We start from the raw sequence: 18,915 nt of genomic DNA on the forward strand, positions 1-18,915 counted from the left end.
GATGCCGGTCGAAGTCATTCTTCCCAAGGTCGACATGGATATGGCGACCGGGCAGATCTCGCGCTGGTTCTTCGAGGAAGGCGCCACAGTCAAGCAGGGCGACGTCCTGTTCGAGATCGAGACCGACAAGGCCGCGATGGAGATCGACGCGCCGGCTTCCGGTACGCTGCGCAACATCACCGGCAAGGAAGGCGTCGACATCCCGGTCGGCGCCCCGGTTGCCTGGATTTATGCCGAGGGCGAGGAAGCTGCCGCACCCGCCGCGGCTGCGCCGGCACCTGCCGAACCGCAGCCTGTCGTGAACGGCAAAGCCGAGACACCGATGTCCTCCTCCCAGGACAAGGCCGCGCAGACCGCGCTAGCCGTGCAGGAAACGCCTGCGCCGGCCGGCGCGGTCCGCGCCACGCCATTGGCGCGCCGCCTGGCGCGTGAGGCAGGGCTCGACCTGGCAGGTGTCACCGGTTCCGGCCCGCATGGCCGCGTCGTTAAGGCCGATGTCGAGGCAGCGATCGCCGGTGGCGGTGTGGCCAAGGCTGCTCCGGCTTCGGCGCAAGCGGCCGCCGCTCAGGCTGCCGCGCCTGCGGTCAAGCCGATGTCGGACGAAGCGGTGCTCAAGCTGTTCGAACAGGGTTCCTACGACCTCGTCCCGCACGACAATATGCGCAAGACCATCGCCCGCCGTCTGGTCGAGGCGAAGTCTACCATCCCGCATTTCTACCTCACCCTCGACTGCGAGCTGGACGCGCTGCTCAAGCTGCGCTCGGAGCTCAATGCCGCCGCCCCGATGCGGAAGACCGAAAAGGGCGATGTCCCTGCCTACAAGCTTTCGGTCAACGACATGATCATCAAGGCGATGGCCCAGGCGCTGGTAACCGTGCCGGATGCCAATGCATCGTGGACGGACAGCGCCATGGTCAAGCACAAGCACGCCGATGTCGGCGTGGCGGTGTCGATCCCCGGCGGCCTGATCACGCCGATCGTCAGGAAGGCCGACCAGAAGACGCTGTCGGTCATCTCCAACGAGATGAAGGATCTTGCCAGGCGGGCCCGCGACCGCAAGCTGAAGCCGGAGGAATACCAGGGCGGCACCACGGCGGTGTCAAACCTCGGCATGTTCGGCATCAAGGACTTCGCCGCGGTCATCAACCCGCCGCATGCGACGATCCTGGCGGTTGGTGCGGGTGAAGAGCGGGCTGTGGTGAAGGGCGGCGAGATCAGGATCGCCACCGTCATGTCGGTGACGCTGTCGACCGACCATCGTGCCGTCGACGGTGCGCTGGGAGCCGAACTGCTCGGCGCCTTCAAGCGCATCATCGAAAACCCGATGACCATGCTGGTCTAAAATTCCTCCCGGCGGGGGCGCCGTCTCTCTTCGGGGAGGCGGCGATAGACCATGGGCATCTCCCACCGTCGTGCGACCCGGACGGTTCTGCATGGCGAACCAGTCGGGAATCGCATTAGCTGGCATGAAATTCTGCCAGGGCATGCCGTGACCAATCCAACCGAAATCTCGCTCGTCCCCCCACAGATTGTCGCTGACAACGCAGCGAAAGGCCTGCGCCTGCGCGAACGGTTTGGCCGCAGCGGCACCGAGATCGGTGTCGGCCGTGCCCGCGAACTGGTCGAGCGCCGCGCACTGCAGCCATCGATCATCCGGCGGATGGTGAGCTTCTTTGCCCGTCACGAGGTCGACAAGCGCGCCAGGAACTTCGGCAATGAGGACAATCCCTCCGCCGGCTATGTGGCGTGGCTGCTGTGGGGTGGCGACGAGGGCCGTGCCTGGGCCATGGAGCTGAAGAAGGTCATTGGCAACGCGCCGGATATCTAGAGCGTTTCCGTTTTTACGGAAACGCTGAAACGCTCTACCTCTTGGTTCTTACGCAATTCCTGACGCAGAACCGCTGCGCCGTTTTGCTGGAATTGCTCCAGCCTGTCCGCCGCAGTCGTTCGCTTCGCCGATCTTCAGAGCTGGAAGCCGAGCCCGCTCAACCTGTCGGAAATCTCTCTCCAGCTCGTACAGGCCGCATGTGCGCCCTGCGCCTTGAGTCGCTCGGCATGGCCGGCATAGGTATGGCCGCCGCCGGTGTAGCCGATCGCCGTCATGCCGGCGGCAACCGCGCCCTCGACACCAAAAGGCGAGTCCTCGATCACCACGCAGTTCAATGGATCCGCGCCCATTTTCTCGGCGGCATAAAGGAAGATGTCCGGTGCCGGCTTGCCGCGCTTCACCATCGAGGACGAGAAGATCGCCTTGCCGAAATGCGGTGCCAGGCCGGTGACGGCGAGGCTGTGATGGATGCGCTCCAGTGACGAGGAGGAGGCAACGCAGCGGTCTGCCTTCAGCGTGCCGAGGAATGGCGCGATGCCATTGGTCGGGTTGAGCTTCTCGCTGAACAGATCGCGTGTCACCGTCCACAGATCGCCTTCCTGCTTGGGCTGCAGGTAATGGCCGGTCAATTCCTTGATCCGGATGATGATGTCGGCCTGCTTCATGCCGACGCATTGGGCGATGACGTCGGCGCCGACGCCGCTCATGCCGTGCTTTTCGTAGACACGCTCATAGGCTTCCGCGGCCAGCGGCTCGCTGTCCACCAGAACGCCGTCGCAATCGAAGATGATCAACTGTTGTGCCGCCACGCCACGCCTCGAACTGTCCGATAATTGCGGCACATCGCTATCGGCAAAGAGACGAATGTTCAAGCGGGCCGTCAGGCCTGATGCCCAACTTTCCGCTTTGCGCTGGTTTCGAGCGCAGCCTGCATCGCCTGCCTGGACTGCGCGCTGTCGGGCACGATCCAGTTCGGTTCGGCGCCGAGGAAGCGGTCCAGGAAGGCCACCGCATAGGCCGGCATTTCCGTGACGTTTTCGCGGTAGGACCACCAGGTGCGCAGGTCGTCGGCGCACTGGTCGATGGTTGGCGTCTGGCCGAATTCCTGTTCGTACACGGCGGCGATCGCCGACACGCAGTAGTTGGTGTAGAGGAATCCTTCCGGCCAGAACTGCACGATTTCGGCCATGCCTGCATCGGCTGGCGGCAGGTCGGGGCGCGGCCCGCTACCGATCGCCTTGGCTGGTTCCTGGCGGATCAGTTCGCGCAGTACGAGGCCGGCGGCGAAAATGATGAAATCGGCGCGGTTCACCTCGGCAAAACGCTTCTGCGCTTCCATGATCTCGATCCAGTCGAGGAAGGCCCTGGTCAATCGCGTTTCGTCGATCTCGAACCGCAGTCCATAGGTTGCCTCGACCGAGCGCGCGCTCGCACGAAATGTCGCGCGAAACCAGCGCAGGCGTCGCAGCTGATGGCCAAGATCCGGCATCAGGGCCAGTTCGTCTTTGAATCGCAGGTCCATTGCACGTCCTTTGAAGCCAATTCTAGAGCGTTTTCGCTCTCACGGAAACGCGGAAACGCTCCATTTTTGTTTTGCGCAATTCCGGATGGAAAACCGCCGCGCACTTTTCCTGGAACTGCGAGCACAGGCGCTGTCCCTGCCAAATGCGGTGGATCAACCGTTTCAGAGTTCAGGCTGAAAATCATACATATTGACATCCGAGAAAACAAATGTTCTCTAACTTTCGTCTTGGTACTGTCATGAAGCGATGGCGGGCCAGGGGCTTGGGAGGAGATATCCTGATGGCAATATGGCAGTGGGCACTGCTCGCGCTTGCGCTCGTCTGGGGACTGCAGTCCCTCGGCGTCTGGCTGCAGATGCGGCACTATTCCGACGTCTTCAAAGGCATCACCAACAAATATGCCGACGGCTTCGTCGGCGCCGGCAATCATCGCGGCCGCTTCGCCAAGGGCATCATTGTCCTGGTCGTGGTGACGCCGGATCTCGTCGTGCGCCGCCTGCTCGTGATGAGCGGCCGGTCGGTGTTCGCCAAATTCCGGCGGCATGAAGAATTCGAGGGCGTCGCCCTCGATCGTATCCGGTCCAATCCTGCGATCATGGGAGAGGGGGAGCCCGGTGTGGCCGAGGCCGTGAAGCGGGCGATCGAACAGATCGACCGGGCACGACTGGAGCCGGGAAAGAAGCCGGGTCTTACCGGCTTGAAGACAGTCAGCGCATAGCGCAATTCCAGCAAAAGTGCGCAGCGGTTTTGCGTCCGGAATTGCGTGGAAACAAACAGTTGGAGCGTTTCCGCGTTTCCGTGAAAAACGGAAACGCTCCGGAACGAACGCTGCTGCCGCAGGGACAGACGGCGGACGGCCCAAGGAGGAGATATGTCTGTAATTTCATTGTTGGCGCAGCACGCCGACATGGCCGTCCAGCACCTGCACGCAGCAGGTACGGTGGTCCAGGATGCTGCTTTACACGGCAAGCTTGCCGTCTCTCATGCCAGTGACAATCTTGTCGTTCTGGCGCAGGCCGACAGCGGCCCGATCACCGTCGAACAGTTCAAGGAAAAGCTGAACGAAGTCGCCAAGGAAGAGCAGCTCGGCTGGCTGACCGCCATCGGCAAATATTTCATCGGCATCTTCCAGAAGGGCGGCGAGGTCTTCGCCGGCTTCGTCACCGGCATCATTCCGACACTGGTAGTGTTGATGACGGCGTTCTACGCCATCACCGAACTGGTCGGCGAAGAGCGCGTGCATGGTCTTGCCCGTGGCGCCGGTCGCATCGCGCTCACCCGTTACACGGTGCTGCCGCTGCTTGCCGTCTTCTTCCTGACCAATCCGATGGCCTATACCTTCGGCTCCTTCCTCGAAGAAAAGCACAAGCCGGCCTTCTATGACGCGGCCGTGTCCTATGTGCATCCACCGCTCGGTCTGTTCCCGCACATCAATCCCGGCGAGTATTTCGTCTGGGGCGGCGTGCTGGTCGCGCTGCTCGAACTGGAGAAGAAGGGCGTTGTCGTTGCCGGCTACCATATCAAGGTGGCCATCTGGTACGCCATCGTCGGCCTCGTCGTGATCCTGCTCAAGGGCATGCTGACCGAGCGCATCACCGCCATCATGGCGCGCCGCCAGGGCGTCGAGCTGTAAGGGGCGGGAAACATCATGGCAAAGACCTACAAGGCCGTAAAAATCTCCAAGGGCTCCGGAGGCTGGGGCGGTCCGCTCGTCATCGAGCCGACCGCGCAGCGCAACAAGGTCGTCTCCGTCACCGGCGGCGGCATCCATCCGATCGCGCAGCAGATCGCCGAAATGACCGGGGCTGAAGCCGTCGACGGCTTCAAGTCGCCCCCCATCGAAGGCGAGATGGCAGTTGTCGTCGTCGACTGTGGTGGTACTGCGCGCTGCGGCGTCTATCCACGCAAGCGCATCCCGACCGTCAACGTCACGCCGGTCGGCCAGTCCGGGCCTCTCGCCCAGTTCATCCTGGAAGACATCTATGTTTCGGGCGTCAAGCCGGCCAACATCGTCATGGCCGACGGCTCGGAGGCGGTAACCACTGCGGGGGGAGCAGCGGCAATGAGTTCGAGCAACAGCAATTCGCCGGCGGCCGCGGCCCAGCCGCAGCCGAGCGAAGGTGGCATGATCGGGCTGATCTCTTCGATCGGCCGCGTCATGGGGCGTGTCGTCGGCATCTTCTTCAATGCCGGTCGCCGCACCATCGACCAGGTGATCCGCAACGTTCTGCCTTTCATGGCGTTCGTGACCATGCTGATCGGCCTGATCCTGTACACCGGGATCGGCGACGTGCTGGCGCAGCCGATGGGCCCGCTCGCCAACAACATCGTCGGCCTGCTGATCATCTCGGCGATCTGCGGCCTGCCGTTCCTCTCGCCCATTCTCGGGCCGGGAGCGGTCATCGCCCAGGTCATCGGCGTCGCCATCATCGGCCCGCAGATCGCCAATGGCACCATCTCGCCTGCAATGGCATTGCCGGCGCTGTTTGCCTACAATACCCAGGTCGGCTGCGACTTCGTTCCGGTCGGTCTGGCGCTTGGTGAAGCCAAGCCCAAGACGATCGAGATCGGTGTGCCGGCGGTGCTCATCAGCCGCCAGATCATGGGTCCCGTGTCCGTGCTTCTCGCATGGGTAGTCAGTCTGCTGGTCCTGTAACGACAAGAAGGAGTACCGCCGCATCATGACGGTTCTGTTGGAAACGCGGGTAACCGCAGTTGGACCCGAAGTGGCGGATCTCGCCGAGGGCGGTGTGGTCATCCTGTTCGCGGATGGCTCGCCGCCGGAGCTCGCCGAGGTCTCGGTGATGCACAAGGCCGTACAGGGCCCCAGCGACGGCGCGCCGCAGGTCGGCGCGTCGATCGCCATCGGCGCGGTGTCGGCAACGATCACCGCAATCGGCTCCACCGCGTGGAGCAAGGTGCGCGAGATCGGCCACGTCGTCATCTCGTTCAACGGTGCGACGGAAGCGGAACGGCCTGGTGAAATCTGCGCCAGTGCCGTCGACGCCGAGGAACTCGTCCAGGCCCTCAGGCAGGACGCCCTGATCACCATCGCCGCCTGATTCCTGGCGCCGCGGCCCTGCGCAGGTCGTGGCGCTTTTTCTTTTCAATCGCGCAGCTTCGGGTTGGAGCAACACTCCAGGGCCGGAATATCTGATAGGATTGCCTGTATGGAACGCTCGACCATCGTCAGAGTGCATGAAGGTTTGCACGCTCGCCCCGCGACCCGCTTCGTGCGGCTTGCCAAGAGCTTCGAGTCCGAGGTCGAAATCGTGAAGGCGGGCAAGGCGGTGAGCGCCAAGAGCTCGGTCAAGCTGATGCTCCTGGGCGTGAAGGAGAACCAGGAAGTCACCGTGCGCGCCAATGGCGCCGATGCCGCCGAAGCGGTCGAGGCGCTGATCGGCTACCTGGAAAACCCACGCGCCGGTGTCGAGGAAGACGATGCCGGTGGCGAGCACAAGGAACTCAATGGCGAGGCGGCCAAGCCTGCTGTGCTCGCCGTCGCGCTTGAGGCGACGCCATCGAACGGTCTGCGTGGCATTGCCGCCAGCGAAGGCGTTGCCGTCGGTCCGGCCTTCGCGCATTTCCCGCCGGAAATCCGCCCGCAGGCACGCACACTCACCTCGCAGGAGGCTGAGGCCGAGATCGTGCGCTTCGGTCATGCCGTCGCTGCCGTACAGGCGCGCATGGACAAGGCGCTGGCCAGCGAAACCCTGGCCGGTGGTGACCGCGGCATCGTCGCTGCCCTGCGCGATCTTGCCGCCGACGACACGCTGATCGGCGACGCCGAGGCGATGATCCGCGGTGGCAGCGACGCCGTCGCCGCCGTCATCGCCACCGCCGCCAGGCTCGCCGCGGAATTCGGGTCGGTCGAGGATCCTTATCTCAATGCCCGCGCCGACGATGTCCAGGCGGTCGGTCGCCAGATCTGCCTTGCCTTGCTCGGCCAGGACGATATCAGCCTGGAGGATATTCCCCAGGGGGCGATCCTGATCGCCGAGGACATCGGCGCATGGGATCTGTCGCGCGCGCCGCTGAAGCGTATCGGCGGCATCGTTTGCGGCCATGGCGGAGCGACCTCGCATATCGCCATCATCGCCCGTTCGCACGGTATTCCGGCGGTACTCGGGCTTGGCGTTCGGGTCATGGAACTCCGCGATGCAAAGCAGGTTGCCCTCGACGGCAACAGCGGCCTCGTCGTTGCCGACCCGGCCGCGGATACCCAGGCCGACTATGCCAACCGCATCGAGGCGGCAGCCAAGGAGCGCCACGCGCTCGACGTGTTCAAGGATGTCGCGCCGAAGCGCGCCGATGGCACCGTCATCGAAGTGGCCGCCAATATCGGGTCGCTGGAAGAGATCGAGGCGGCGCAGGCGGCAGGCGCCATGGGCGTCGGCCTGTTCCGCACCGAGCTCCTGTTCATGCGCCACATGCATCTGCCGTCGGAAGACATGCAGGCCGAGACCTATGCGGCACTGGCGCAAGCCTTTGCGCCGCATCCCGTCATCGTGCGCACGCTCGACATCGGCGGCGACAAGCCGGTTGCCGGCATCGAGTTTCCGGAAGAGGAAAATCCGTTCCTCGGCTGGCGCGGCATTCGCATGTGCCTCGACCGGCCCGACATCTTCAAGCCGCAGCTCAAGGCGTTGCTGCGTGCCGCCGTGCACGGCAACGTCAAGGTGATGCTGCCGATGGTGGCTGATCTCGGCGAGGTGCGGCGGGCCAAGGCGCTGATCGACGAATGCGCCGGCGAGCTGCAGCGTGACGGCGTGCCTTTCGCGCATTTCCAGCTGGGCGTGATGATCGAGACGCCGGCAGCCGTGCTGATCGCTCCGTTGCTGGCGAAAGAGGTAGCCTTCTTCTCCATCGGCACCAACGACCTGACCCAGTATGTCATGGCCGCGGACCGCCTCAATCCTACGGTTGGCGCGCTGAACGATGTCGCCAATCCGGCGGTCATGGCGGCGATCGAGATGACTGCGAAGGCCGCTGTCGAAGCCGGCATCATGGTCGGCATGTGTGGTGAGGCCGCTGCCCGTCCGGATCTCATTCCGGAATTCCTGCGCATGGGGCTGACCGAATTGTCGATGAGCCCGGCCTCGATCTCGCGTGCCAAGAAGCGCATCGTTGAGCTGGCGAAGGCATAAGCTGCCGAAAACGTTCGAGCGTCCGGGCGGACGCTCGGCGTTTTACAGCAGATGTGCCTGCAGCGTGGCGAACACCGTCGTCAGCTCGTCCAGCGGATCGTTGCCGTTGCAGGCCGCCAGGATGCGGTCGAATCTGGCATCCGTGGCGAGCAGGGCGATCTCGAGCAGGTCGGGTTCGGGCTTCGTGCTGGTGTCGACGCTGGCAAGCCCGACCGCGAGCGCGACCGGCGCCAGGCAGGAAACCGCAAATGTGCGGCCCGGGGCGATGCCAGCCGATGGTGTCTCGGCTGGTCGCAGCGGGTCATGGTGGAGGAATTCCACGAGAAGGGCCGCGCTCAATGCCGCAACCAGTGCGACGCGGCCGGCCCAGTCGCTTTCGCGGCTCAGCCTGTCGAGGAGTTCGGCATGTTGTCGCTCGACCGCTGCGTGCACGCCGGTGAAATTGGCTTCGCGCACCCGAACGCTGTCCGCCTTCCGCTCGGCAAGCACGGCCTTGACCAGCGCATACATGTCGCGCCGGAACGCGCGTTCGCCGGCCAGCGCCGCATCGCCATAGGTAAAGTAAACACCGAGCGGCTTCGGCGTCAGCCCGTTCATGCGGCCGCTGCGCTCGCGCGGCACCAGCGTTTCGGCTACCGACATCATGTCGTCGAAGGCGCTGGCGGCATGGCTGAGCAGCCCCTCGATCTCGCGGATCGGAAAAGACGGACGCGCTGTCTCTGCGCCATGCCGTGCCAACTGGCCGTCATGCCTGTGACGGCGGATGACGTGGCGCACGTCGCGCAGCCGGTCCTTCAGGTTGACGCGGACCTCTTCGGAGATTTCACGCAGCATTGTCTGTTCTCTGCTTCTGATCAGCCGGTATAGGCGGCATGGCCGTGGCAGCCAATTGTTTATATCGTGCAGGACCGGCCAAAAGGCGATAGTGGCCGTATGACGAATCGGGGAACGGTTCGTTCGCAGTGCTTACGGGGAGGGATGCAGTGGCAAGAAAGCCGCAGCGGCAGGCGGGGACGGCGGAGGGCGGAACCGGTGAGAACGGTACGGTTGCGGCCGAGAGCAAGGCCGATCGCCTGCGCATCCGCGCCGCCTGGATGTATTTCATCGAACAGATGACCCAGAACGAGATCGCCGACGTTCTCGGCGTCGGCCGTGTCACCGTCGTGCGCATGCTGGCCGAGGCCCGCGCCCGCAATGAGGTGAAGATCGCCATCGAAAGCGAACTGTCCGAGATCGTGCGGCTGGAACGGGCCCTGGAGCGGACCTTCGGTCTTGAACAGGCGCTCGTCGCCCCGCTCTCCAGTGCGGAGTCGGATCCGATCCCCAGCATTGCCGCCAAGACGGGCGCATATCTTTCGGAAGCCATGCGTTCGGGCATGCGCGTCGGCGTCGGCTGGGGCCGCACGCTGTTTTCGACCTTGCCTTTCATCGGCGCCAAGTCGCTGAACGATTTCAAGGTGATCTCGCTGCTTGGCGGCGTCGGCGTGGCGCGGCGCTACAACCCGGCGGAATTCGCCTGGCGCTTTGCCCAGGTCTTCCAGGGCGACGGCTATCTCATTCCGGCGCCGGCCGTGGTCGACAGCGCCGAGACCAAGGTGGCGCTGGTGGAGCGCTGCGGGCTGGAAGAAATCTTCGAGATGGCCGACGCATTGGACGCCGTCTTGCTTTCGATCGGTGGCATCGCGTCGGCGACGACTTTCTATCGCGGCGGCTTCCTGAAGGAGGCGGACCGCGAAGCGCTTGTCGCGCGCGGTGCCGTCGGCGACCTTCTGTTCCACTTCTTCAACCGCAACGGCGATCTCGTCGAGCATCCGGTGAACGACCGCGTGATGTCGGTGGAAGTCGACCGCCTGCGCCGCGCGCCTCTTCGCATTCTCACCTCGGGTGGGCAGGAAAAGATCGAGGCGCTGCTCGGCGCCATGCATCTCGTCAAGCCGACGGTGCTGATCACCGACGAAGAAAGCGCACGGCGGATGCTGGAGGCGCAGGGCAGCGCCGCCGGCTGACAGCCATGGAAAGCTGTCAGATGTTCGGAATTTCTATGTAATCCTCGCCGCGGAAATGGCTTGGTGGTGCGCCGATCACCCGCTTGAAGGCACGGCTGAAGGCGGCTTCGGATTCATAGCCGAGCCGGTTGGCGACGACCGCGATCTTCATGCGGTCATGCGTCAGCCACTGCCTGGCCTGATGCATGCGCACCTGCGTGACATATTTGGCGGGCGTCTCGCCGACGGTCGAAGCGAAGCGTTCGGCAAAGCCTGAGCGCGAGGCGCCCATGCTGCGCGCCAGCGTCTCGACGCTCCAATCACGGTTCGGCTCGAGATGGATCGCCGCCAGCACCTTGCCGAGCTCGCGGTCGCGCACCGCCGCGATCCAGCCTTTTGAATTGCCGCAGCCACGCTCGACCCATGAGCGGATGATCGAGGCAGCCAGCACATCGGCCAGCCGGGCGACGATGCCGGCGGAACCGACGCGCTCCATGTTGATCTCGCGCGCCATCGCCTCCAGCAGATGCGGTATGCTTGGCTCGTATTCTTCCAGGCCATGCGTGCGCATGACATCCGGCATCATGCCGAGCAGCGGGTGCAGCCTGTCGAGGTTGAAATACATGGTACCGCAGAACAGCAGCGTGCCCGGTGCGCAGTTTTCCGTCTCGGGCTCCGTCCTCATGCAATAGACGTTCTTGCAGATTTCGGTGACCTCGTAGCCCTTGAACTGCGTGGTCGGCACTTCGGGCGAACTCGCCAGCGCGTGCGGCGCGCCGCGTGGCACCAGCACCGCATCGCCGGCTTTCATCTCGAACCAGTCGCCATTGGGCATGCGCATCCAGCATGGCTTCTGGCCGACGAAGTAGAAGCGGGCGGCATCCTGCGCCGGGAACTCCAGGCCCCAGGGCTCCTTCATTTCGCAGCGGCCGTACTGCACGCCGTCAAGGCGAAGGCCGCGCAGGATGTCGGTCAGCGGATCTCCGGTCGGGAATGGCGATGAATTTTTGGACGAACGGTCAAGCATATTGGTGTTTCTAACATGGAAACTCCAGGCGGTCACCTCCATCTGTTGCACTGCAAACCAATTCGGAGACTGACCATGACCGACCCCGCGACAGCGGCGCTGGACGCGCCCGTATTGTCCTCTGCCGAGGAACGCGCCGATCCGGCCTGGGGAGCCGTCGTCTCGCTGGCGCTCGGTGTGTTCGGTCTCGTGACGGCGGAGTTTCTCCCCGCCAGCCTGCTGACGCCGATGGCGCACGACCTTGGCGTCAGTGAAGGCGCCGCCGGCCAGGCCGTGACCGCCACGGCCATCGTCGGCGCCATCGCTGCGCCCACCATGGCGATCATCACCCGCCGCCTCGACCGCAAGATCCTCATGTGGGTGCTGACCTTCCTGCTCATCATCTCCAGCCTGATCGCGGCATTTGCCTCCTCCCTCGGCATGCTGCTGGCGGCGCGTGTCGTGCTTGGCGTCGCGCTCGGTGGTTTCTGGGCGATGTCGGGCGCCATGACCATGAGGCTGGTGCCTGTGCGGCTGCTGCCGCGGGCGATGTCGATCATCCTGGGCGGCGTCTCGGTGGCGACGGTCTGCGCCGCGCCAGTCGGCGCCTATGTCGGTGATGTCTGGGGCTGGCGTACCGCCTTCCTCATCGCGGCCATTGTCGGCGCCGTGACATTGCTGGCGCAGGTCGCCACGCTTCCGAGCCTGCCGCCGTCCGGCATCGCCAGCCTGCGCACGCTGGTGGATGTCGCCAAGCGTCCGGCCATCGCCGTCGGCCTGCTGTTCATCCTGTTCATTGCGTCGGGCCATTTCGCGGGCTTCACCTATGTCCGCGCCTTCCTCGAACAGGTTCCGGTCCTGAATGTCGAAAACATCTCTCTGGTGCTGCTTGCCTTCGGCATCGGTGGTTTCGTCGGCAATCTCGTCGGTGGCTTCGTGGTGGAGCGCAGCCTGAAGCTTGCCTTGGGCATGACGCCGCTTCTGATCGCGATCTCGACGCTGGTGCTGCTGGCCTTCGGCGCCTCGCCGCTGACCTCCGCCGTCGCCGTCACCACCTGGGGCTTCGCCTTCGGCGCCATCCCGGTGTCGGTGCAGACCTGGATGCTGCGTGCTGCGCCCGACCAGGCTGAAAGCGCCGGCGGCCTCATGGTCACCGCTTTCCAGGTGGCGATTGCAGCAGGTGCCGTCATCGGCGGCCTGCTGGTCGACCACATCGGCGTCTCCAGCGCCTTTGCATATGCCGGCATCGCGACGTTGCTGGGGGCGCTGACGGCGTTCGTGATTGGGCCGAAGACCGGAAAGGCCTGAGTGCCGGTTGGCATTTCGTAGATGAAATGAAAACGGCGCGGGCATCAGCCCGCGCCGTTCGCGTTTGTTGGAGAGCTTTTGCGTCAGCGCGCTCGCAATTCCACCGGAATGAGCAGGTTGCGTCCGGAGGCTGGGACCGAATCCGGTGGTGCGGGAACAGGTGATGCGCGTCGCACCAGCGACAGGGCCGCATCATCGATCGCCTTCTCACCGGACGCGCGAACCAGCGAGGCGGATACCACGGCGCCGCTGGAATTGACGGAGAAGGCGACATAGGCAACGCCACCCCGACGCATGTTCGGCACCGACCGCATATAGCGCCTGATATGGGCAACGACCTGCGAATTCCATTTCTGCGGCGACACCGAGCTGCCTGCGCTGCCGCTGCCCCCGCCATTGACCTTGCTGTTGACGCCAGCCTTGGCCGCTTTCTGCTGGGCGACCGAATTGGCAGGCGTCTTCTTCTCGACCTTCTCCGGCTTTTCGGCCTTTGCCTCTTTGACCGGCTCGGGCTTCTTCTTCTCGACCGGTTTCTTTTCGCGCACCGGCTTCACCACCGGCTTCGGCTTCTCGATCTCGGGGCGTGGTTCGGGGATAGCCACTGCCACTTCCGGCAAGGGTGCTTCGACGAGGTCCGGTATGACTTCTTCGGCGACTTCAGGCGCCGTCTCGGCCTCCGGCTCCGGTTCCGTCACCTCTTCGACCGGTTTTTCGACCTGTTCGACAGGGTCGATCTGTTCCGTGATTTGCTGCGGTGTCGGCGAGGCCACGCTGTCGATCGGGTCAGCCGCATCGACCGCTACCGGATCGGCATTGATGACCATGGGTGGCAGCTCGAGCATGACGGCAGGCGGTGCCGAGGGCGGCGGGGAGACTTCGGCACCCCTGCTGCCCAGATACCAGCCGCCGCCGGCATGGATCGATGCCACGATCAGCGCAGCACCCGACCACAACGCCAGCTCGCGGCGGTTCATGCCGCCGAGCAGGCCGCCATGTGCCGCCGCCGCTGTCACTGCGCCGCCCCCGGAGCGGGCGTCGCTGTCGGGAGCGTTTCCAGCCCGACCAGCGCAACCTTGAGGTAGCCCACACCGCGCATCAGGTTCATCACCTCCATCAACTCGCCATAGGCGACGCCGCGGTCGGCGCGCAGGAAGATGCGCTTCTGCTTGTCGCCCTTGGCAATGGTGTCCAGCTGCTGCTGGAAAGCAGGGCGATCGACGGTGTTCTGGCCTATGGCCAGGGTGAGGTCGTCCTTCAGCGTGACGTAAAGCGGCTCTTCAGGCTTGGGGGAGGGCGTCGCCGTGGAAGCGGGCAGGTCGACATTGATGTCGACGGTCGCCAGCGGTGCGGCGACCATGAAGATGATGAGCAGGACGAGCATGACGTCGATGAACGGCGTCACGTTGATCTCGTGGTTTTCCTGGAGTTCCTCGTCGTCGAACGATTGCTTGATGCCGCCGGCCATCGCGCTTCTCCTAGAGGGCTACCGATGGAGCCTGATGGCCGTTCGCCGGCCTGCCAGCCGGTGCCGCGACGTGCGGGCGCGCCGTGGCATGAGCCGGCCCGACACGATCGAGATCGCGGCTGACCAGGCGCTGCACGCCGGCCGCGGCGTCAGCCAGGCCCTGGCGATAGCCGGTGATGGAGCGGGCGAAGACATTGTAGATCACCACCGCCGGGATCGCGGCGATCAGGCCGACGGCGGTTGCCAGCAGCGCTTCGGCGATGCCCGGAGCGACGACGGCAAGATTGGTGGTCTGCGCTTCGGAAATGCCGATGAAGGAGTTCATGATACCCCAGACCGTGCCGAACAGGCCGACAAACGGCGCGGTCGAGCCGATCGTGGCGAGCACGCCGGTGCCGCGGCTGAGCCGGCGGCCGGCCTGCGCCTGCAGACGCATCAGCCGCGATTCCACACGCTCCTTGACGCCGGCGGCATCGTAGCTACCATCGTCCTGGCGCGACATTTCCAGTTCTTCGGTCGCTGCGCGCACCAGCACGCCGCCGATGCCGGCACCCTTGCCGAGTGCCTGTGTCGCGTCTTCGAGCCGGCGTGCGCCGGTGATGCCGCGCAGGGCCTTGGCAAGGCGTGCCTTGGAACCTGCGATCTCCAGCGATTTGGCAAGCCACACCGTCCAGGTCACCAGCGAGGCGAAGGCCAGGCCGATCATCACGCCTTTCACCACCCAGTCCGCGCTCATGAACATGCCCCAGGGGGACAAATTGTGCGGTAGGGTCGCCTTGGCGGTCGATGCTGGTTCAGCGCCGGGCGCCGGGGCCAATTCGGTGGGTGCGGGCTGCGCTGCCGGGGCAGGCTGCGCCGACATAGCAGGCGCGGGTTGCATCGCCGGAGCGGGCTGAGCCGCGGGAGCCGGAGCCATCGCTCCACCCTGCGCCGAATTCGTGTTTGGCGCAGCCGTGCTTTCACCGGCGGGCACCACGCTCGGCGCGTTGTTCTCGATCGCCTGTTGCGCCAGCGCAGGGGCGACGTTCACCGCGATGATGCCCGCGAGCGCCACGGTGCGCAGCACCTGGCCAAATGAGGTCTTCCGGCCTGTCCGCGTCGCGACAGTGAGGCGCATATCGTCTTGCAAGGTCTCGTCTCCACTTTACGGAGCCGAGACGATCCGGCGGTTGGTGATGATCCACTCAGGTCTCGGCTCATACGAGCGAGAGCGACCTAACATTGTTGAGTATGATTATCAAGAATTTGCGACTTCACTTTGCATATCTTTTGCCCAGGCAATTCGCACGACCCGGACCAGCACCAACGGTCATATCGAATGACCGTTGGAGCGCGCGACCGCGCGCCGCGCCCATTGGCGCGTAAGCCAAGCGGCCCGGATGGGCCGCGCCGGCGATTGAGGCGTCCTGGATGTGTCGACATCCAGGACTTTGGTATTAAGCCGCGCCGGACGGCGTCAACGGCACGGTGAGCCCGACCTTGACGCGGTCCATGGCAACGAAGGTGCGGAATTTCTTGACGTTGTTGTTGGAGAAGAACAGGCGGCGCGTCAGCGCTTCATAGTCGGCCATGCTCGGTACGATGACGATCAGGATGAAATCCGCTTCGCCGGTCACATAATAGCATTGCTGCACTTCCGGCGCTGCCGAGAACTCCCGCTTGGCCACGTCGAGCAGTTCGGCGGTCTCGCTGACCACCTCCACCTCGACGAAGATGGTGATGGCCTGCCCGACCTTGGCGGGATCGACGATGGCGACATTGGCTGCGACCACTCCGGCCTCTTCGAGGCGCCGGATGCGCCGCTGCACTGCCGGCGCGGAAAGGTTCACTGCCTCGCCGATCAGCCGCTGCGGCGTTGCGTTGTCTTTCTGCAGGATGGCGAGGATCGCCAGATCGAAACTGTCGAGCTCGACTGCCGGTTTCGCCACCATCATGCTCCATGAAACAAACTTGCGCGAGTCCGGGTAGAATACAGCGCAATTTGCGCTTCTGATGCAATACATCTTCACGGAAACCCGGAGTGTTTCCGTTTTTTCGCGGAAATGCGGAAACGCTCTACCTCTTTGTTTTACGCAATTCCGGACGGAAAGCCGCTGCGCCCTTTTCCTGGATTTGCTCTGGAGAGAGCCACAATGTTCCTGCTCAACAGCAATCCCGACCACAACACCCCTTTGCTTCCGGTCGATGCCGAGATGCTCGGCGCTTCAGCCACGAGCGCGGTGGGGCGTTTCCTCGAATTTCGCGACAATGCAGGCGCCACGCCGCTGCTGGCCTTGCCGGCGCTGGCGGATGCGCTGGGTGTCGGCGCGATCCATGTGAAGGACGAAGGTCAGCGCCTCGGCCTCGGCAGCTTCAAGGCGCTCGGTGGTTCCTATGCGGTGATCCGGCTGGTGCTGGAAGAAGCGGCGCTTCATTTCGACTGTGACCTCGGTTTTGCCGATCTTGGTCGCCCGAGCGTACGGGCGCTGGCCGCGAGGAAGACCTTTGCCTGCGCCACCGACGGCAATCACGGCCGCTCGGTCGCGCAAGGGGCGCAGCTTGTCGGCGCGAAGTCCGTTGTCTTCGTCCATGCTGGTGTCAGCGACGACCGCGTCGCCGCGATCGCCCGCTTCGGTGCTGAGATCGTGCGCATCCACGGCACCTATGACGAGACGGTGGCCGAGGCCGCACGCGTTGCCGAGCGCGAAGGCTGGTCGATCGTGTCGGATACGTCATGGCCGGGCTACGAGCGCGTTCCAGGCCTGGTCATGCAGGGCTACACCGCCATAGCGCACGAAGCGTTGAACCAGCTCGACAGGCCGCCGACCCATGTCTTCGTGCAGGCCGGCGTCGGCGGCATCGCTGCCGCGCTGGCCGGGCACTTCGCCGACACACTTGGCGAAAGCCGTCCGAACTTCGTCGTGGTCGAGCCGGCTCGCGCCGCCTGCATCCTGGCAACCGCCCATGCCGGTCGTGTCGCCAGGATCGAGCATGGCGAACCGACCGTGATGGCGATGCTGGAATGTTATGAGCCTTCGCTGGTCGCCTGGCGCGTGCTGTCGCGTGCCGCCGATGCCTTCATGGCCGTTGAGGAAGACGACGCCATCGCGGCCATGCGGCGCCTGGCGCGGCCGGCGGGGCGGGATCCGGCGATCGTGTCCGGTGAAAGCGGTTGTGTCGGCCTCGCCGGGCTGACCCGCGCGCTGGCTGATCCCGAACTGAAGGCGGCGCTGCGTCTCGACGCTGCGTCCCGCATCCTTCTCGTCAACACCGAAGGCGCGACCGATCCAGGTCTCTACGAACTGCTCGTCGGCGCCAGCCCGGCCATGGTCGCCAACCGCGAGGGAGTTTCCGCATGACCGACACAGCTCTGCTGGAACGCGACATGACGGCGTGGCGGCGCGATCTGCACGCCCATCCGGAGTTCGGTTTCGAGGAAACGCGCACCGCGGCCTTCGTTGCCGCGAAGCTGCGCGAATTCGGTCTCGATGTCGCCGAAGGTGTCGGCGGCACCGGCGTCGTCGGCACGCTGAAGCGCGGCTCGAGCAATCGCGCCATTGCGTTGCGTGCCGATATGGATGCCTTGCGCATCAGTGAACAGGGAAGCGCCGACCATCGGTCACAGAATCCGGGTGTCATGCATGCCTGCGGCCATGACGGCCACACCGTCATGCTGCTTGGTGCAGCCAGGCGACTGGCCGAGGAGGGTGGGTTCGATGGCACCGTTCGTTTCATCTTCCAGCCAGCCGAAGAATGGGGCAAGGGCGCACTCGCCATGCTCGACGACGGACTGATGACGCATTTTCCGTTCGAGGAGATCTACGGCCTGCACAACATGCCCGGGCTGCCGGTCGGCCATTTCGAGACGCGTGCCGGCTCGTTCATGTCGGCCGAGGACAATTTCGAGATCGTGCTCAAGGGAGTCGGCGGCCATGCCGCCAGGCCGCATTGGGGCAATGAGGTGCTGGTCGCCGCCTGCGCGCTCGTCACCAATTTGCAGACCATCGTGTCGCGCCGCCTCAGCCCGACTGATATCGGCGTCGTTTCTGTCACCGAGCTGATCACCGACGGCACGCGCAACGCACTGCCCGGCCTTGCCCGGATTCTCGGCGATGCCCGCAGCTTCCGGCCGGAGGTCAGCGCCGAGATCGAGCGGCAGATGCGCATCATCGCCGAGGGCACCGCACTCGCCCATAATGTCGGCGCCGAGGTGATCTACACGCGCGAATTCGTGCCGCTGGTGAATGACGCGGCGCTGGTTGAAGAGGCTTTTGCCGCAGCCGCCACCGTCTTCGAACCGCAGGCGGTGGCGACCGCGCGGGAGCCGATGACCGGTTCGGAAGACTTCGCCCGGTTCCTCGACCATGTCCCGGGCTGTTTTGTCTTCGTCGGCAATGGCGAGAACTCCGCGCCCCTGCACAATCCGACCTTCGACTTCAACGATGCCGGCCTGCTGCACGGCTCGAACTTCCACGTCGCCATCACCCGGCGCCGTCTGCCGGAGCGTAAAGTGTCTTGAAGGCCGACGAGCCGTCTCTTCCTGGCGCGTCTGCGGAGTATGGTTGCCAGAAAGCGCGACATGCCTTGTATCGCCATGGTTGGAGCGGGAAGCCAAGCTGAACGTCCAGCACACTTGCAGCCTGCCAAAGAGAACCAACTGCCTGCTTGCCCTTC

At 64.5% G+C, this 18,915-nt stretch carries 19 protein-coding genes; 11 read left to right on the forward strand and 8 right to left on the reverse strand.

Annotation, left to right across the window (positions count from 1 at the left end):
- The first annotated feature begins 1 nt into the window (after position 1).
- On the forward strand, positions 2-1,342 hold the full coding sequence (locus tag AC3WTO_RS00345; RefSeq protein ID WP_492458698.1) for a pyruvate dehydrogenase complex dihydrolipoamide acetyltransferase: 1,341 nt from the start codon (positions 2-4) through the stop codon (positions 1,340-1,342).
- A 147-nt stretch (positions 1,343-1,489) separates the two neighbouring features.
- The gene (locus AC3WTO_RS00350; RefSeq protein WP_492458699.1) at positions 1,490-1,828 is read left to right on the forward strand and encodes a hypothetical protein; all 339 of its coding nucleotides are present in this window, start codon (positions 1,490-1,492) and stop codon (positions 1,826-1,828) included.
- A 134-nt stretch (positions 1,829-1,962) separates the two neighbouring features.
- On the opposite strand, the gene AC3WTO_RS00355 is transcribed toward AC3WTO_RS00350, so the two are convergent.
- Together AC3WTO_RS00355 and AC3WTO_RS00360 are read right to left on the reverse strand one after the other, a co-directional pair.
- Complete coding sequence (locus AC3WTO_RS00355; RefSeq protein ID WP_492459997.1) at positions 1,963-2,637, reverse strand: HAD family hydrolase; 675 nt, start codon at positions 2,635-2,637, stop codon at positions 1,963-1,965.
- A gap of 71 nt (positions 2,638-2,708) precedes the next feature.
- Entirely contained in the window at positions 2,709-3,350 is a 642-nt protein-coding gene (locus tag AC3WTO_RS00360) for a hypothetical protein (protein ID WP_492458700.1), read from the reverse strand.
- A gap of 281 nt (positions 3,351-3,631) precedes the next feature.
- Here AC3WTO_RS00360 and AC3WTO_RS00365 point away from each other — a divergent pair, with 281 nt between their 5' ends.
- The 5 genes from AC3WTO_RS00365 to ptsP all read left to right on the forward strand — a co-directional run bounded on the left by AC3WTO_RS00365 (position 3,632) and on the right by ptsP (position 8,498).
- A complete protein-coding gene (locus AC3WTO_RS00365) occupies positions 3,632-4,069 on the forward strand; it encodes a transcriptional regulator GutM (protein ID WP_492458701.1) in 438 nt (145 codons plus the stop codon).
- A 153-nt stretch (positions 4,070-4,222) separates the two neighbouring features.
- The gene (srlA, locus tag AC3WTO_RS00370; protein ID WP_492458702.1) at positions 4,223-4,984 is read left to right on the forward strand and encodes a PTS glucitol/sorbitol transporter subunit IIC; all 762 of its coding nucleotides are present in this window, start codon (positions 4,223-4,225) and stop codon (positions 4,982-4,984) included.
- 15 nt (positions 4,985-4,999) lie between these two features.
- Positions 5,000-6,007, forward strand: coding sequence for a PTS glucitol/sorbitol transporter subunit IIB (gene srlE, locus AC3WTO_RS00375; RefSeq protein ID WP_492458703.1), 1,008 nt, complete (start codon positions 5,000-5,002; stop codon positions 6,005-6,007).
- 25 nt (positions 6,008-6,032) lie between these two features.
- On the forward strand, positions 6,033-6,413 hold the full coding sequence (locus AC3WTO_RS00380; RefSeq protein WP_492458704.1) for a PTS glucitol/sorbitol transporter subunit IIA: 381 nt from the start codon (positions 6,033-6,035) through the stop codon (positions 6,411-6,413).
- A gap of 108 nt (positions 6,414-6,521) precedes the next feature.
- Entirely contained in the window at positions 6,522-8,498 is a 1,977-nt protein-coding gene (gene ptsP, locus AC3WTO_RS00385; RefSeq protein ID WP_492458705.1) for a phosphoenolpyruvate--protein phosphotransferase, read from the forward strand.
- Positions 8,499-8,540: 42 nt separating this feature from the next.
- Here ptsP and AC3WTO_RS00390 read toward each other — a convergent pair whose 3' ends face one another.
- The gene (locus tag AC3WTO_RS00390; protein ID WP_492458706.1) at positions 8,541-9,332 is read right to left on the reverse strand and encodes a hypothetical protein; all 792 of its coding nucleotides are present in this window, start codon (positions 9,330-9,332) and stop codon (positions 8,541-8,543) included.
- A 260-nt stretch (positions 9,333-9,592) separates the two neighbouring features.
- Between AC3WTO_RS00390 and AC3WTO_RS00395 the strand changes: the two genes are divergently transcribed.
- Positions 9,593-10,504, forward strand: a complete 912-nt coding sequence (locus AC3WTO_RS00395; RefSeq protein ID WP_492459998.1) for a sugar-binding transcriptional regulator — start codon at positions 9,593-9,595, stop codon at positions 10,502-10,504.
- A 16-nt stretch (positions 10,505-10,520) separates the two neighbouring features.
- On the opposite strand, the gene AC3WTO_RS00400 is transcribed toward AC3WTO_RS00395, so the two are convergent.
- Positions 10,521-11,510 (reverse strand): AraC family transcriptional regulator, encoded by a 990-nt coding sequence (locus tag AC3WTO_RS00400; protein ID WP_492458707.1) that lies wholly within the window; start codon positions 11,508-11,510, stop codon positions 10,521-10,523.
- A 75-nt stretch (positions 11,511-11,585) separates the two neighbouring features.
- Here AC3WTO_RS00400 and AC3WTO_RS00405 point away from each other — a divergent pair, with 75 nt between their 5' ends.
- Complete coding sequence (locus AC3WTO_RS00405) at positions 11,586-12,797, forward strand: MFS transporter (protein WP_492458708.1); 1,212 nt, start codon at positions 11,586-11,588, stop codon at positions 12,795-12,797.
- Positions 12,798-12,880: 83 nt separating this feature from the next.
- Here AC3WTO_RS00405 and tolA read toward each other — a convergent pair whose 3' ends face one another.
- The 4 genes from tolA to AC3WTO_RS00425 all read right to left on the reverse strand — a co-directional run bounded on the left by tolA (position 12,881) and on the right by AC3WTO_RS00425 (position 16,193).
- A complete protein-coding gene (gene tolA, locus AC3WTO_RS00410; RefSeq protein WP_492458709.1) occupies positions 12,881-13,810 on the reverse strand; it encodes a cell envelope integrity protein TolA in 930 nt (309 codons plus the stop codon).
- Positions 13,807-14,262 carry a TonB system transport protein ExbD gene (gene exbD, locus AC3WTO_RS00415; protein ID WP_492458710.1) on the reverse strand — a complete coding sequence of 152 codons (456 nt, stop codon included), beginning with the start codon at positions 14,260-14,262 and terminating at the stop codon, positions 13,807-13,809. Before exbD ends, tolA begins: the two co-directional genes overlap by 4 nt.
- A gap of 10 nt (positions 14,263-14,272) precedes the next feature.
- Positions 14,273-15,379, reverse strand: coding sequence for a tonB-system energizer ExbB (gene exbB, locus AC3WTO_RS00420; protein WP_492459999.1), 1,107 nt, complete (start codon positions 15,377-15,379; stop codon positions 14,273-14,275).
- 319 nt (positions 15,380-15,698) lie between these two features.
- On the reverse strand, positions 15,699-16,193 hold the full coding sequence (locus tag AC3WTO_RS00425) for an Lrp/AsnC family transcriptional regulator (protein ID WP_492460000.1): 495 nt from the start codon (positions 16,191-16,193) through the stop codon (positions 15,699-15,701).
- Positions 16,194-16,394: 201 nt separating this feature from the next.
- Here AC3WTO_RS00425 and AC3WTO_RS00430 point away from each other — a divergent pair, with 201 nt between their 5' ends.
- Positions 16,395-17,600: a diaminopropionate ammonia-lyase gene (locus AC3WTO_RS00430; protein ID WP_492458711.1), complete on the forward strand. Its 1,206-nt coding sequence runs from the start codon at positions 16,395-16,397 to the stop codon at positions 17,598-17,600.
- Positions 17,597-18,760, forward strand: a complete 1,164-nt coding sequence (locus AC3WTO_RS00435; protein ID WP_492458712.1) for a M20 aminoacylase family protein — start codon at positions 17,597-17,599, stop codon at positions 18,758-18,760. Before AC3WTO_RS00430 ends, AC3WTO_RS00435 begins: the two co-directional genes overlap by 4 nt.
- Positions 18,761-18,915 lie beyond the last annotated feature (155 nt).

It is taken from the genome of Mesorhizobium sp. EU05-FHT14A09, assembly GCF_058790995.1.